The sequence below is a fragment of the Roseicella aerolata genome, from assembly GCF_020523605.1.
In the GTDB taxonomy this organism is placed as follows: domain Bacteria; phylum Pseudomonadota; class Alphaproteobacteria; order Acetobacterales; family Acetobacteraceae; genus Paracraurococcus; species Paracraurococcus aerolatus.
This window is the reverse complement of record NZ_JAJAQI010000075.1, coordinates 1-14,266: the sequence shown is the minus strand read 5'-3', so window position 1 is coordinate 14,266 and position 14,266 is coordinate 1. Positions and strand designations below refer to the sequence as shown.

Here is a 14,266-nt window from a genome sequence, read left to right as displayed (position 1 = left end):
CAGGACCGTCGGCACCCTCTGGGATACCATCGGCAGTCTCCTCGACCGCTTCAGTCCGAGCGAGTGCGCCGCCTACTTCCAACACTGCGGCTATGCACAGTCAGGGCAATAAAGGTCTAGAGCAGATCGCCGGAGGCCGTGAACGACCGAAGGCGTGAATCTGCTCGGAAGACAAGGAGCACCAGCGGATGAGTGTTCAGTTCTGAACGCAATCCGCTGTAGCCCTCGCCTGAACGGGGCCACTCCGGCGAGATCCCTCCCTGTAGCGGATTGGCCGCCGATGTCCGAACGCCGCTCCGCTGCAGGGCATTGAGTCAGGACAGGGTTTCGGCCCGGAGCGTTCACGCCCCTGCCCGATCCACTTCAGCCGCGATCGCCGAAGCCCCGGGGATGCTTCGAATGCCAGGCCCAAGCCGTGCGGACGATATCGTCCAGCGCGCCGAAGCGTGGCGCCCAGCCGGTCTCCGCGCGCAACCTGGCGGAGGAGGCGACCAGGACCGCCGGATCGCCGGCGCGGCGCGGGCCGAAGGAATGCGGCACCGGCCGGCCGCCGATCCGCTCCACCGCCTCGATCACCTGCCGCACCGAATAGCCGGTGCCGTTGCCGACATTGTAGCGGCAGCTCGCCTGCGCCAGGCGGTCCAGCACCCGGATATGGGCATCCGCGAGGTCCGTCACATGGACATAATCGCGGATGCAGGTGCCATCCGGCGTCGGGTAGTCCGTGCCGAAGACCGTCAGCGGCGGGCGCGTGCCGAGCGCGGCACCGATCGCCAGCGGCACGAGATGCGTCTCCGGCTCATGGTCCTCGCCGATCCGGCCCTCGGGGTCGGCGCCGGCGGCGTTGAAGTAGCGCAGGCAGGCGGAGCGCAGGCCATGGACCTGGTCGGCCCAGGCGAGCGCCTTCTCCACCATCAGCTTGCTCTCGCCATAGGCATTGGTGGGTGCGAGCTTCGCCTCCTCGGGGATCGGCACCTGCTCCGGATTGCCGAAGAGCGCGGCGGTGGAGGAGAGGACGAAGCGCAGGCAGCCGGCCTTTACGGCGGCATCGGCCACGGCAAGGCTGTTCGACAGGTTTTCGCTGCAGTAGCGCAGCGGATCGCGCATGCTCTCGCCGACCAGTGACAGCGCGGCGAAGTGGAAAACGGCCTCGAATTTCCAGGCCGCGAAGACCTCCGACAGGCGCCGCCGGTCGCCGATATCGGCCTGCACCAATTCGACACCCTGCGGTACCGCGCCACGATGTCCCTGGCGGAGGTCGTCGATGACGACGACCTCCGCGCCACGCTCTACCAGGGTCAGGACAAGGTGGCTGCCAACATAGCCAGCCCCACCGGTGACGAGAAAACGCCGTCCATTCATCCTGAACCCCTATTCCCTGAAATAACCTCCGTAGCGCGGGTGATAGACCTCGGCATCGGCATAGCCGGACCGGCCATGCACCTTGGCATCTACCTGCGTAAGCGCCGCGCCCACCACCCGGGCATGCGCCTCCTCCAGAAGACCGAGGGAGTTGCGCACGACCGAGCGGGGGGTATCGCGCCAGCGGACACAAAGCAAGGTTGCATCCGCAAGGCGCGCCACAACCCGCGCGTCCGCCATGGCAAGCGCCGGCGGCGCATCCAGGACGATCAGGTCATAATCGCGCCGCACGCGGTCGAGCAGCCCCGCCATCGCCTCCGACATGAAGAGGCCGAGGGAGTGGATTTCCGCCGCGCCGGCCGGGATGTAATCCAGACTGGAGAGGTGATCACGGCGGATGATGCGCTCCAGCACTGCCTGGCCGAGCAGCAGATCGGTCACGCCCGGCGCGCCTTCGCAACGGAAGACCCGGCCCAGCGAAGGCTGGCGCACGTCGCAGTCGATCAGCAGCACGCGCTCGCCATTCATGGCGGCGGAACGGGCGAGCGCGACCGAGGTGGTGGTCTTGCCCTCGCCCGGCCGGGCGGCGGTGATGACGACGACCCGCGGCGGCTCGGAGCCGAGCCAGAGCGCGGCGCGCAGCGTGCGCATGCTCTCGGCGAAGGGGCTGAGCGGCTTGCGGACGACGTAATCCTCCACCCGGTGCCGCCCTAGCAGGCCGCGGCGCAGCATCGGCACCAGCGCGAGGCAGGGCAGGCCGAGCCCGGCCCGGATCTCCTCGCCCGAGCGGAGCGTGCTGTCGGCCTGTTCCAGGAACCAGATGATCAGCAGGCCGAAGAGCCCGCCAAGGACGGCCGCCGCTGCCACCATCAGCAGGGTCTTCGGGAAGCTCGGCTTGCCCGGCAGGGTGGCGGGCGAGAGGATGCGCGCATCCGGCTTCTCGATCGCGGTCTGCGAGACCGTCTGCTGCGACCGTTCCAGGACCGCGCGGAGCAGGGTGCGGGAGGCCTCGGCCTCGCGCTCCAGCGCCGCCACCTGGATCTCCGCGCTCTGGCTCTGGTTGACCCGTGCCTCCTGGGACCGCAGGGCATCCTCGAGGCTGCGGACCCGCGCGCGGGTCTCCCGCACTGTCGCATCCAGCGCCTGCACCACGCGGCCAGTCTCGGCGCCGACCGCGCGCTCCACATCCTGCAGCCTCGACCGGGCCGCGCGGACATCGGGGTGATTGGACCCGAGCGTGGCCGAGAGCCGCTCCAGCTCGGAGCGGGCGAGGTCGCGTGCCGCGCGCTGCTGCACGAGGTTGGAGGAGCCGAGCGCGGTCATGTCGGCGCCGCCACCGCCGCCGCGCGCCGCGGCCAGCCGCGCCTCGGCCATGGCCAGGGCGTTACGCGCCTCCACCAAGTCGGTGTTGATGCGGCTCACCTGCTCGGTCGAGAGCGCTGCGCTCACGCCGCGGGTCAGGCCGGAGCTGGTGCGCAGCTCGGCGATGCGGTTTTCGGTCTGCGCCAGCTCCCGCCGGAGCTGGCCGACCCGGCCGTCAAGCCAGTCATTCGCCCGCCGGACCGCGTTGAATTTCGTCTCCAACTGGTCGGCGATGTAGAGTTCGGCCGCGAGGTTGGCGATGTCGGCGGCGAGCCGCGGGTCCTCCGAGACGAAGCTCACGGTCAGCACGCGCGAATTGCGCACCACCTCGACCTTCATCCGCTCGCGCACCGATTCCGCGGCGGCGATCTCGGCACGCTCCTCCGGCGGGCGCGGCGCCATCGGCTCCGGCGCCACCAGCTCGCCGAGGCTCGGCGAGAGCGCCCCGAGCCAGCCCGCCAGCGTGTCCATCGCGCGGAATTGGAGTCCCTCGACCCGCTTGGCCTCGCCGACCCACCAGAAGAATTCCTCGCTGCTGGTGAGGTCGAACTGCCGGACGATGCGGCGGGCGACCGAAAGGCTCCGGATGACCTCGACCTGGCTGGCCAGCACCGCATCCGTCGTGGTCTCGTCACGCAGGATGCTCTGCAGCTCGCGCGCCGAATAATCGGTTGGCTCGAACATGACGGTCGCGCTGGCGGTGTAGCGCGGCGTCAGCTGCTTCGCGGCGATGAAGGCCGCGAGCGGAAAGAGCAGCAGGCAGAGGATCAGCACCCAGCGCCGCCGCCGCAGCGCCGCAAGCAGTGCCGTGACGGTCATGCCCTCTGGCTCGATGGGCGCGGCGACGGGCGTTGGGGTGCGGAGCGTCGGCCGTTTTTCGGAGGGTGGCCTGGACTCAACCGGTCTGTCGAGCATGCTGGTTGCGTCTTCCCTTCACGGCAGCGCTGAACAGGCGAGAGGCAATACGCGGCGGGTCGTTGATGGGTCAATCAACGGGGCGGCGAACTTCGCGGCGCAGCGCAAACAACGGCGTGATGAACCACCTGCGCAAGGAAACGCGAATGTGCTCCCGGCGCGCGCTCTGGCAGAGAGATGCCGTGGGAGATCGCGCGACGGCGCAGGGTCTGCGACGTTGCCCGCGCGATCAGCGCGACAGTGGGAAGGAAAGCCCGACGATGATTGCACGCCGCCTTGTCTGGACGCTCCCGTTGCTGGCGGTTGCCGCCTGCGCCGGGCCGGGCGCCGGCCTGCCGCCCTTGCCCGATGCGACGCAGGCTGCCTATCGTCTGGGTCCGGAGGATCAAGTGCGCGTGACTGTATTCAACGATCCGCGACTGACCGGCGATTTCCGAGTCTCGGATGCCGGCACCATCGCCCTGCCGCTGGTCGGCACCGTGCGGGCCGCCGGCCGCACGACCCAGGAGGTCGAGCGCGCGATCGAGCAGGAGATGAAGTCGAAGAACCTGTTCCGTGACCCGAGCGTCGCCGTCCAGGTGACGACCTATCGGCCCATCTTCGTGCTCGGCATGGCCGAAAGGCCGGGGCAGTTCCCCTTCCAGCCCGGCATGACGGCGCTGACCGCCGTGGCGGTCGCCGGGGGCTTCAACTATCGCGCGATCCGGGATTATGTCTCGATCACCCGGATCGGGCCGGACGGGCGGCCGGTGGAGTATCGCGCCGGCCGTGAGGCGCTGGTGCAGCCGGGCGACGCCATCACCGTCTTCGAGCGGCGCTTCTGATCCGCGCGGCCGCCTTCGCCCTGCTCCTCGCGGCCGCGCCTGCGGCGGCATTGGCAGCGGAGGCGGCCGATGCGCCGGCACGCTGGGCGGCGGTGCCGGGTCCCGCCTCCGGACCGCCGCGCATCATCGGCGGCACCGGCCTCGGCTGCATCGCCGGCGCTGTGGCACTGCCGCCGGACGGGCCGGGATGGCAGGCAGTGCGGCTCTCGCGCAACCGCCATTGGGGGCACCCGGCGCTTATCCAATTCTTGCGCGACTTCACCGGGCGGGCCCGGGCGAAAGCCTTTCCGGCGCTCTGGATCGGCGATCTCGGCCAGCCGCGCGGGGGACCGATGCCCTATGGCCATGCCAGCCACCAGGCCGGGTTGGATGTAGATGTCTGGCTGGAATTGTCGCCCAAGCCATCCCTGGCGGCCGCGGCGCGGGAGGACATCCAGGTTCCCTCCCTCGTCCTTCCGGACGAAACCGGCGTCGATCCGACCCGCTGGACGCCACGGCATGCGGAGCTGATCCGGCTGGCGGCGGAGATGCCCGGCATCGACCGTATCCTGGTCAACCATGCCATCAAGCGCGAGCTCTGCCGCACCCATGCCGGCGCGGCCTGGCTCAACCGCGTCCGGCCCTGGCGTGGCCACGACAGCCACATGCATATCCGCCTGCACTGTCCGCCAGGCCAGGACGAGTGCCGCAGCCAGCCGCCGCCGCCACCCGGCGATGGCTGCGATGCGACGCTCGATTGGTGGCTGACGCCGGAGGCACGCCGGCCGCCCCCTCGCCCGCCCGGCCCAGCGCCGCGCCTGCCTGCCGCCTGCCGGGAGATTCTGGAGGCACGCTAGAGCAGATCACGGAGGGGCGTAACGCCCCGCAGCGTGAATCTGCTCTATAAACAGCGGTCTACAGCGGATTGGCGTTCAGTTTTGAACGCAATCCGCTTTAGGCGCCGCCGCCGTTTGGTAGCGTCGGCCGGGCGGCCCGGCCTCCTCTCAGGACGCCATGGCGGCACCCGAATCGCTCCGGTTAGGCGACGCCTCTCCCGGCGCCCAGGCCCGCCCTCGAGGGCCTGTCCGACACAGGACGCAGGCGGCGATGCGCCCTCGGGCCGGCGGTGTCAGGCCTTCAGGAAGGGGCAGCCGCCCTCGGCGATCGGCCGGAAGGCCTGGTCCGCCGGCGTGGTGGCCACCAGTTTCAGGTAATCCCACGCCCCCTTGCTCTCGGCCGGGGTCTTGGCCTGGAACAGGTAGGTCGGGTGGATCTTGCGGCCATCCGCCCGGACCGAGCCCGGCCCATGCGCGTCGTCATCAGTCGGCAGGCGCTTCATCGCCTCGACCGCCTCCAGGCCGGAAGCCTTGGCGCGGGCGAGGCCGATCGCCTCCACCGCGCGCAGATAGTGGAAGGCGCAGGAATAGGCCTGCGCCTGCACGCTGTTGACCTGATGGTTGTTCACCATCTTGCCGCGCAGGCGCTGCGCCAGGCCACGGCTGCGGTCGTTCAGGTCCCAATAGAAGCTTTCCGTCAGCGTCAGCCCCTGCGCCGATTGCAGGCCGAGGGTGTGGACGTCCACGATGAAGCCGATCATGGCGGCGACACGGATGTTGCGCCCGGCGAGGCCGAATTCCTGCCCCTGCTTCACGCAGTTGATCATGTCGACGCCGGCATTGCACAGCGCGATGACATCGGGCCGCAGCGAGGAGGCGGTGACGAGGAAGGAGGAGAAATCGGTGGTCTGCGGGAAGGGATAGACGCTGCTGCCGACCACCTGGCCGCCATTCGCCTGCACCACGCGCGTCACCTCCCGCTGCACGGAATGACCGAAGGCGTAGTCGGCGGTGATGCAGTACCAGCGCCTAGCGCCGGCCCTGGCCAGGGCGCCGCCGGTGCTCTGCGCATTGGCCCAGGTGTCGGTGGTCCAGTGCACCATGTTCGGGCTACAGCCCGACCCCGTGAGATCGGCGGAGGCGCCGCCGCTGTTCAGGTGGACCTTGTTCTTCTCGCGCGCCAGATTGCTGATGGCCAGGGCGATGGCGCTGTTGTTCACCTCCAGGATGGCGTCGACACCCTGGTCGAACCACTGCCGGGCGATGTTCACGCCGACATCGGGCTTGTTCTGGTGGTCCGCCTGGATGATCTCGACAGTCAGGCCACGCGTGGCGGCGCCGAAATCCTGCACCGCCTGCCGCGCCGTCACGACGCAATTCGGCCCGCTGATGTCTCGATAGGGCCCAGACATGTCGGACAGCACGCCGATGCGCAGGGCCTGACCCTGCGCGCGCGCGGCACCGAGGCCGGATGCAGTGGCTATGGCCGCGCCGAGCGCCGCCCGCCTTGAGAGCTGGATCATGGAGCGTCCTCCCCGTGGCCGCTTGTTGCGGCTTCGCCGCGGAGCCTAGGGCAAAGCGCCCGGCGGCACAGGGGGAAAATGCGACGGCGGCACCTGATGTGTCAGCTTCGCGGGCCTGCCAGAATGGTCATCGACCTCGGTGCGGTGACAAGAAGGCACCAATATTGGCGTAGCGTCGCGCGCCGCGGAGGATGCCAAGCGCGGCCAGTAATACTTGGCGTCCAGGGCCGCAACCGTATCCTCTTGCCTCCTGGCGGTCACAAACGATCCGGCACCTGGACGCACAACCCGAACGCACAGGGCACTGTCCGGCAGATGTGCCGCAGCGATTCGCGGCCCCACTCCATTCCCATGCGCAAGGGCGGGCGCGTAATGCGCCCGCCCGGCCGAGACCGACTCAGTCCCAGTCGTAGTCCTTGCCGTTGTCGTAGATCTTGCCGATCGCCTCGTAGTCGCCGGGCTTCACGTTGTCATAGTGCTCCCAGATCTTGACCTTGAAGAATTCGGTGGCCTCTTTCTTATGGTCATCGATCGTCTTGACGTCGATGTAGGTGTGGTCGGTGCCGGCCTTGATGACAACCTTGCCGTACTCACCCTTGTAGTCATGGCCGTGCTTGGCGGTGCCGTCCTCGGTCTTGTACCAGACCGTGATGTCCTTGTCCGCCTTATGGTCGAGCTCGACCTTGAACTTCAGCTTCTCGCCTTCCTTGCCGGCGTCGTCCTTGATTGAGAGCTTGTATTCCTTGGGCTTGTCGTCGTCCTTGATCGTGCCCTCGCCGGTGCCGTCCTTGACATCGACGTTCTTGTGATGCTCCCAGATCTTGACGTACATATTCTCCGTCGGTTCGTACGTCTTATCCTCGATCGTCTTGATCGTGATGTAGTCGGACTTCGTGCCCTTCTCGATCTTCACGACCCCGTATTCGGCCTTGTAGTCCGAACCCGCCTTCGCGGTGCCATCATGGGTCTTGTAGAAGATGTAGATGTCTTCCTTGGCAACCTTGTCGAGTTCGACCTTGAACTTCAGCGTGCCGCCTTCCTTGACCGTGTCATCCCCGATCGAAACTTCATACTTCGGCTTGAAATGATACACCGGCTTTGCATGGTCATATGACATTTTGGCCATCCTCCGGCTTGCTGATTATCAATGGAGACGGCCGCGAGCGCCGACCTTCCAGACCGCCGCGGACCCGGACCATCCAGGCCGACACTTTGTATACTTTATGCGATTTAGGCGGAACGGCTGATGCGCCCGATGCTATGCAATAACGTGTGATTGTGGCGGTATTGTAATAGGAACGATCTCGGCCATCCGTGTAATGTAAAAGGTATTCCTGCGGTGTTTTTCTCAAAGAAGTTGCGCTCTCTCCTTGGAAACGAACCTTGCAGGCGAATATTTGCCTAATCAGCAGGTCGACACCTCGTTCTTTTCCACCAACAGGCGCGGCCGCAGGAATCCGCTCTCGCCCCCGCGAGGTCGGTGCAGATTTGTGACAGATTCAGGTCCTTTCAGCCGCCGGGGCTGGCCCCCGCACCGGGCTGCTGCCAGCCATCCTTGCCGCGGTGCCTGGACCGCCGAACCACGCATCTGCGCACGGCGGCCCCGGCGGGAGGAGGCGTCCGCCCCTCCTCCCCCTGTCCCAGATGTAATGCAGCGTGTCGGAGGCGGTGCGCATGGGCATCAGCCAGCGTGCCGGAGCTGCGCTACCGCGCACGAGTCCGCAGCCGCGACGGCCGGGCGCAGCCACGCCTCCGCCGCCAACCCGGAATCACCCCAAGGCCGGCGAAGCCGCGGGTCAGCGCCGATCCTCCATCCCCAATGCCCTCCGGCAGCGGGGCCAGGGAATCGCGCTACCCCTCCGCCTCCGCATAGGGATTGCTCGTCCCCCGCAGATTTACCCGAATCGGCACGCCGGGCATGCCAAAGGTCTCGCGGAAGCCGTTGACGAGGTAACGGCGGTAATCCTCGGGCAGTTGCTCCGCCCGGGTGCCGAACACCGCGATGGTCGGTGGCCGCGCCTTCGGCATGGTCGCGTAGCGCAGCTTGATCCGGCGCCCCTCGGCGAGCGGCGGCGGGTGGCGGGCGATCATGGCCTCGAACCAGCGGTTCAGCTCGCCGGTCGGGATGCGGCGGTTCCAGAGGGCATAGGCCTCCCGCACCGCCGGCATCAGCTTCTCCACCCCGCGCCCGGTCTGGGCCGAGAGCGGCACCACCGGCAGGCCCCGCAACTGCGCCAGGCTCGCGGTCAGCACGTCCTCCAGCTTCCGGCGCGCCGCGGCGCGGTCCTCCACCGCATCCCATTTGTTGAAGGCCAGGACCACCGCCCTGCCTTCCCGCTCGGCCAGCCGCGCCAGGCGCAGATCCTGCTCGTCCATGCCCAGCAGCGCATCCACCACCAGGATCGCCACCTCGCACTCCTTCAGCGCGGCGATGGAGGCGGCGGTGGACATCTTCTCCAGCGCCTGCTCGATCCGGGCGCGCCTGCGCAGACCCGCGGTGTCCACCAGCCGGACCTTGCCGCCCGAGGGATCCGTCCATTCCACCGCCACGGCGTCGCGGGTCAGGCCGGGCTCCGGCCCGGTGATCATCCGTTCCTCGCCCAGCAGGGCGTTCAGCAGCGTCGATTTGCCGGCATTCGGGCGGCCGATGATGGCCAGGCGCAGCGGCCGCTCAGGATCGTCCCGCTCATCGGGCCCGGGCTCCTCCGGCAGGTTCTCGCGCACGGCGTCATGCAACTCGCCGATGCCGTCGCCATGCTCGGCCGAGACCGGTACCGGATCGCCGAGGCCGAGCTCATAGGCCTCCATGGCGGCATAGCCGCCCAGCCGCCCCTCGGTCTTGTTCGCCACCAGGATGACCGGCACGGTCTGCCGCCGCAGCCATTCCCCGAAGGCCCGGTCGGAAGGCGTCAGCCCCGCCCGGGCATCGACCACGAAGAGCACCAGGTCGGCTTCCCGCACCGCGGCCTCGGAGCTCGCGCGCATGCGGCCCTGGATGGATTCGGGTGCCGCCTCCTCCAGCCCCGCCGTGTCCAGCAGGCGGACGGCGCGGCCGGCGATGCGCGTCTCGGCTTCCTTGCGGTCGCGGGTGACGCCCGGCGTGTCGTCCACGATGGCGATCTTCCGCCCGACAAGCCGGTTGAACAGCGTCGACTTGCCGACATTCGGCCGGCCGACAATGGCAATGGTGGGGAGCATGGCGCCTCCGATAGCCGAAAGCGCGCGAGAGGGCCAATGGTTACGCCCCGTGTCGGCCCTTCCGTGCTCCCCGGCCGGTGGCGTCAGGCCGCCGAGGGCGCACCGCGGAAAGCCGCCACATAGGCGTCGTCGGTCAGCACGAAGAGCGTGCCGCCAACCACCGCCGGCTCCAGCGTCGCGCCGCCGGGCAGGCGGATCTCGCCGGCCCTCTCGCCATCGGCGGGATTCACCTCGACCATCCGCCCATGGCTGCCGGCCACCAGCAGCCGCCCGCCCGCGAGCACCGGCGGCCCCCAGGTGATGGGGTCGCGCCGCCGCTCCGGATTGGCGAAGCGGCCGAGCGGCGTCACCCAGCGCACCCGCCCGTCATCCCGGCCGATGCAGGCCAGGTCGCCGCCCGTCGTCACCAGGAAGACCCAGTCGCCAGCGACCCAGGGCGTCTCGCCCACCGCCACCTCGCGTTCCCAGAGCCGGCGGCCGGAACGCAGATCGAGCGCGATGGCGATGCCGCCGAGCCCGGCGGCGATCACCCGCCCGTTGTCGATCACCGGCAGGGCGGTGATGGCGGCGATGTCCGCCAGCCCGCCGCCCCGGGCGGAGGCCAGCGTCTCGCTCCAGATGATCCGGCCATCCGCCACGCGAATCGCCGCCAGCTCGCCGGAGGCGAAGCCGGCGACCACGACATCGCCCTCCACCGCCGGGGCGGGCAGGCCGAGCACCATGGTCGTGGTCGGCTGGCCGCGATAGGTCCATTGCCGCTGGCCATCCGTGGTGGAGAGCGAAAGGAGGTGGTTCTCCGTGGTCGGCACGAAGAGCCGCCCGCCGGCGACCGTCGGCGCCCCGCGGGCCGGGGCCGGCAGCGCGACGCGCCAGCCCGCCTGGCCGGTGGCCGGGTCGATCGCCATGGCCTCGGCCAGGCCGGTCACCGCGTAGAGGACCCCGCCCTCCCAGGCGATGCCGCCGCCGAGTGCGCCATCGCGCTCCTTCTCCGGCCGGGTATCGAGCGACCAGCGCTGCCGTCCCGTCGCGGCGTCGAGCGCGGTGACCTGGCCGAAGGCATCCATCGCGAAGACCAGCCCGCCCGCGACGATCGGCGGGGCGACCAGGCGGCGGCGATAGGAGGCCCCCCTCCCGACGGAGGTGCTCCAGGCCTGGCGCAGGCCGCTGCCGAGCGCGGGATGTCCGACGGCATGGGAGGCGGAGCCGCCGGCCTGCGGCCATTCCGCCAGCTCGACCGGCGGCGGCAGGGTCACGGCGCGGGTGTCGCCGGGATCGGCGCCGAGCGGACGCTCCGCCGCCAGCACCGGCCGGCGCTCGCCCGGCAGCGGGACCTTGCGTTCGCCGAAGATACGGTCGAAGCCGTCGGTGATGGATTCGCAGCCGGCCAGCAGGCCGGCCCCGCCCAGCAGGGCGCCCCTCCGGGTGAAACCCCGCATCCCCCCTCCTCGCATCAGCTGCCGAGATCCGCCAGCAGGCGCCCGGCCCGGTCCCGCACGCCCTGCGGCACCATGGCATCGGCCGAGAGCCCGGTCAGGATCTGCCGCGCCGCCGCAGTATCGTTGCGCTTCATGGCGGCCAGCGCTCGCACCTCCTCTACCGAGGCGCGCCAGGGCCCCTGGGCCAGCGGCGCGAGCTTGGCTTCAATCGCCGCCGGATCGCCGCCATCAAGTGAATGCAGCGCCCAAAGCAGCGTCGCCAGTTCGCGGTAGAGCGGGTCCGTGCCGCTGTCGCGCGCGACCGCATCCCATTCGGCAACGGCCCCGGCGCGGTCGCCGGCCTCTGCCCTGAGGGCCGCGGCGCGCAGCCGCGCGAGGGTGCGGTAGCCGTCTGGTGCCTCGGTGGCGAGGGCGCTGTAGCGCTCGGCAACGGCCTTCAGGTCGGCATTCGGCTCGGCGGCGGTGCGGCCGGCGGCGAGATAGGCTTCGGCGGCCTGGGAGGCGCCGCGCGCCTCGTACCAGCGCCAGCCCTGCAGGCCGGCGACACCGAGGACGATAAGCAGCGCAGCGCCGGCGAGCAGCCCGCCATAGCGGGCCAGCAGGCGCTTCGTCCGCTCGGCGCGGAGATCCTCCTCCACCTCGTCGAAGATATCGGGCACGCAGCGATCCTTGGCCGAAGGCGCGGTGCATAGCAGTCCCTTGGCGGGGCGTTAAGCCCGGCGGCGCTAGGGGTCAGGGCATGGCGATGCGCATCCTGCTACTCCTCGGCCTGTGGCTGGCCGGCTGCGGCGCGCCGGGCCCCGAGGGTGGCCTCGGCCAGGCCGCGCCCGACATGCCCGCTGATTCCTCGGGGCGGCCGATTCAGGCCGCCGTGCCATCGGCCGCATCGCCGCGGCCCGCCCCTGTCATCGCACCGCCTCCGGCGCCCTATTGCACCCGCTCGATCGGTAGCGTGGATTGCTGGCGGCAGCCGCCCCTTGTCCTGCCCCTGCCGCGGGGCGTGGCGGATGGCCGGACCGCGCCGATCCCGCCGGCCGCGGCGCCCTGGCCCTGGCGGTGACCGGCCCGGCCGCGACTCGGCCGCCGGCAACAGCGCCCTCCGCGCCGCGTTGGCCGGCATTCCGCCGGGGACACAGCCGATGCGCGTCATCTCCACCCGCCTGCACGGGGCCGTGGACTATCTCTGGGGCGCGGCCCTGCTGCTGGCGCCGCACTGGCTGCGGCTGCCGCCCGGCACGCCGGAGGCCCGCGCCGCCCAGGCAGCCGGAGCCGGCGCCATCGCCTATGCCGCCCTCACCGATTACGAGCTTGGCCTGGTGCCGGCGCTGACCATGCGGCAGCACCTCGCGCTTGACATCGCGGGCGGCGCGGCGCTCGCCGCCTCGCCCTGGCTGCTCGGTTTTGCGCGGCGTCGGCGATCACCGCACCTTGCCTTCGGCCTTTTCGCCGTCGCCGCCGGCCTCCTCACGCGGACCCGGCCGGTCTATGGGGCGCTGCGTCGCCTGCCGGCCGGCCCGCGGCGTCGAGCCTTGCGCTAGCCTCCAGGCTCAACCAAGGCGGGGCAGGATTGCCAGGAGTGCGGCTCAGGCGCCTGCGTAGCGGCGCTTGGGTCATGGCGGGCGGGCTCTGACTTTCGGACCGGCAATGTGCGGCGCCGGAGCCGCCTTTGTTGAGGAGCCAGCCCGGGGCCACGCGGGTGGATGATCGTCGGGCTCTCATCAGGAATTCGATACATGTGCGTCAGCATTGTTTCTGATCGCATCGGCCAACAGGAACGACGCAGCTTCCCCGCAAAAGCCGCAATATCACATCAAGAAAAACCTGAGCGGGAGCGGCCATGTTTCAACTTCCACGGCACGAATGTTGAAGTTGTTTCAGATATCTCATTTTTGTGATATATTCATTGTTGGAGTCCACGAAACCCCGAGGTAGCACTTGGGCGGCAACAGCCCATGCGGGATCCGAAAAGTCCCAAAAGGATTCTGTTTCTGGCCAGAAGGAATGCTGATCAACGGCCTGTTGTTATTGTTTATCTGCCAATTTACTTTTTCAGTTTTGGGGACCAGGGCTTAACGGCATTATTTTCATTGGGAGATTCTGCCGCAGCTTTCGAAAGCGATAGTCGCTCTGGTTCCTCTGGAGGGGTGGTTCGCCCGCTGTGCTGCAAAAAACAATCGTAAGAGGAGTGAGCATCAATGCGTATTCTTCGTGTGGCCGCATTTGGCCTTTGCCTTGGGCTTACTGTTGGCATCGCAGGAGCCGCGCGCGCTGCATCTCCCCAAGATCCTGGCACAAGCGGACAGATCAACCAGTGCTGGGGGCAAATTGCCTCAGGGTTGGCGCAGTACGACAGTCCGAATGTCACGGACGCCATGCACGGCGGCGCCATGGGTATGCATTCGCGATCCGGAACGGCTGCCGCAAAGAATGGGGGATTCGCCAACAACCCCATTGCGCCCATCACGCAACCTCGCACGGGAGCTGGCAACGTATCGAAGGGCGCGCCGCACAATACTCATCCCGGTGATGGCGGAATGGGGCAGCATGCAGTCAATAACGGCGCGTTTTTCTCGACCCTGCTCGACCCTGTGACCGGCACCGTCATGGGCGGGACAGGGGAGCCCATAACTTGCTCCTTGAACGTCGCGCCAAACATTCCCTGACTTGTCCTAACAGGCTGCTGAAATTCATTGTGGTGATGCCGCCTGCGTGATTCCCTACCCCCGGCAGCGAGCGGGGTGAGGATGCGTGGCAGTGATGCGGTGGTTGGGTCGCTGTTCAGCTACGTGGATTTGGAACAACGGGTCCGGGCCGACCATCCGCTGCGGGTG

The 14,266-nt window shown here is 68.9% G+C and carries 12 protein-coding genes; 5 read left to right on the top strand and 7 right to left on the bottom strand.

The genetic code is table 11. The features are described from left to right. Positions 1-363: 363 nt before the first annotated feature. Together galE and LHA35_RS26425 are read right to left on the bottom strand one after the other, a co-directional pair. Complete coding sequence (gene galE, locus LHA35_RS26430; RefSeq protein ID WP_226614037.1) at positions 364-1,362, bottom strand: UDP-glucose 4-epimerase GalE; 999 nt, start codon at positions 1,360-1,362, stop codon at positions 364-366. Between the two features lie 9 nt (positions 1,363-1,371). Continuing rightward, positions 1,372-3,543, bottom strand: coding sequence for a GumC family protein (locus tag LHA35_RS26425; RefSeq protein ID WP_226614035.1), 2,172 nt, complete (start codon positions 3,541-3,543; stop codon positions 1,372-1,374). A 161-nt stretch (positions 3,544-3,704) separates the two neighbouring features. On the opposite strand from LHA35_RS26425, the gene LHA35_RS26420 reads away from it, so the two are divergent. Both LHA35_RS26420 and mepA read left to right on the top strand, forming a co-directional pair. Next, the gene (locus tag LHA35_RS26420) at positions 3,705-4,463 is read left to right on the top strand and encodes a polysaccharide biosynthesis/export family protein (protein ID WP_338051000.1); all 759 of its coding nucleotides are present in this window, start codon (positions 3,705-3,707) and stop codon (positions 4,461-4,463) included. A gap of 50 nt (positions 4,464-4,513) precedes the next feature. Further along, positions 4,514-5,299 carry a penicillin-insensitive murein endopeptidase gene (gene mepA, locus LHA35_RS26415; RefSeq protein WP_226614032.1) on the top strand — a complete coding sequence of 262 codons (786 nt, stop codon included), beginning with the start codon at positions 4,514-4,516 and terminating at the stop codon, positions 5,297-5,299. Between the two features lie 272 nt (positions 5,300-5,571). On the opposite strand, the gene LHA35_RS26410 is transcribed toward mepA, so the two are convergent. The 5 genes from LHA35_RS26410 to LHA35_RS26390 all read right to left on the bottom strand — a co-directional run bounded on the left by LHA35_RS26410 (position 5,572) and on the right by LHA35_RS26390 (position 12,094). Further along, positions 5,572-6,801, bottom strand: coding sequence for an ABC transporter substrate-binding protein (locus LHA35_RS26410; protein ID WP_226614031.1), 1,230 nt, complete (start codon positions 6,799-6,801; stop codon positions 5,572-5,574). 397 nt (positions 6,802-7,198) lie between these two features. After that, entirely contained in the window at positions 7,199-7,918 is a 720-nt protein-coding gene (locus LHA35_RS26405; RefSeq protein ID WP_226614029.1) for a Calx-beta domain-containing protein, read from the bottom strand. A gap of 734 nt (positions 7,919-8,652) precedes the next feature. Then, a complete protein-coding gene (gene der / locus LHA35_RS26400; protein WP_226614027.1) occupies positions 8,653-9,999 on the bottom strand; it encodes a ribosome biogenesis GTPase Der in 1,347 nt (448 codons plus the stop codon). An 83-nt stretch (positions 10,000-10,082) separates the two neighbouring features. Next, positions 10,083-11,435, bottom strand: coding sequence for an outer membrane protein assembly factor BamB family protein (locus LHA35_RS26395; RefSeq protein WP_226614026.1), 1,353 nt, complete (start codon positions 11,433-11,435; stop codon positions 10,083-10,085). Positions 11,436-11,449: 14 nt separating this feature from the next. Beyond that, positions 11,450-12,094 carry a tetratricopeptide repeat protein gene (locus LHA35_RS26390; RefSeq protein WP_226614024.1) on the bottom strand — a complete coding sequence of 215 codons (645 nt, stop codon included), beginning with the start codon at positions 12,092-12,094 and terminating at the stop codon, positions 11,450-11,452. 480 nt (positions 12,095-12,574) lie between these two features. Here LHA35_RS26390 and LHA35_RS26385 point away from each other — a divergent pair, with 480 nt between their 5' ends. From LHA35_RS26385 to LHA35_RS26375, 3 genes are all read left to right on the top strand, one after another. Next, entirely contained in the window at positions 12,575-12,973 is a 399-nt protein-coding gene (locus LHA35_RS26385) for an SPW repeat domain-containing protein (RefSeq protein ID WP_226614022.1), read from the top strand. Between the two features lie 195 nt (positions 12,974-13,168). Then, the gene (locus LHA35_RS26380; protein WP_226614020.1) at positions 13,169-13,330 is read left to right on the top strand and encodes a hypothetical protein; all 162 of its coding nucleotides are present in this window, start codon (positions 13,169-13,171) and stop codon (positions 13,328-13,330) included. A gap of 300 nt (positions 13,331-13,630) precedes the next feature. Then, on the top strand, positions 13,631-14,098 hold the full coding sequence (locus LHA35_RS26375) for a hypothetical protein (protein WP_226614018.1): 468 nt from the start codon (positions 13,631-13,633) through the stop codon (positions 14,096-14,098). The last annotated feature ends 168 nt before the right edge of the window (positions 14,099-14,266 follow it).

What these genes read in the sequence shown, in the direction of transcription:
- LHA35_RS26385 (WP_226614022.1), top strand. Translation starts at nt 12,575, where the DNA reads ATGCGCGTCATCTCCACCCGCCTGCACGGGGCCGTGGACTATCTCTGG.
- LHA35_RS26375 (WP_226614018.1), top strand. Translation starts at nt 13,631, where the DNA reads ATGCGTATTCTTCGTGTGGCCGCATTTGGCCTTTGCCTTGGGCTTACT.
- der (WP_226614027.1), bottom strand. Translation starts at nt 9,999, where the DNA reads ATGCTCCCCACCATTGCCATTGTCGGCCGGCCGAATGTCGGCAAGTCG.
- LHA35_RS26395 (WP_226614026.1), bottom strand. Translation starts at nt 11,435, where the DNA reads ATGCGGGGTTTCACCCGGAGGGGCGCCCTGCTGGGCGGGGCCGGCCTG.
- LHA35_RS26420 (WP_338051000.1), top strand. Translation starts at nt 3,705, where the DNA reads ATGGGTCAATCAACGGGGCGGCGAACTTCGCGGCGCAGCGCAAACAAC.
- LHA35_RS26405 (WP_226614029.1), bottom strand. Translation starts at nt 7,918, where the DNA reads ATGTCATATGACCATGCAAAGCCGGTGTATCATTTCAAGCCGAAGTAT.
- LHA35_RS26410 (WP_226614031.1), bottom strand. Translation starts at nt 6,801, where the DNA reads ATGATCCAGCTCTCAAGGCGGGCGGCGCTCGGCGCGGCCATAGCCACT.
- LHA35_RS26380 (WP_226614020.1), top strand. Translation starts at nt 13,169, where the DNA reads ATGTGCGTCAGCATTGTTTCTGATCGCATCGGCCAACAGGAACGACGC.
- galE (WP_226614037.1), bottom strand. Translation starts at nt 1,362, where the DNA reads ATGAATGGACGGCGTTTTCTCGTCACCGGTGGGGCTGGCTATGTTGGC.
- LHA35_RS26425 (WP_226614035.1), bottom strand. Translation starts at nt 3,543, where the DNA reads ATGACCGTCACGGCACTGCTTGCGGCGCTGCGGCGGCGGCGCTGGGTG.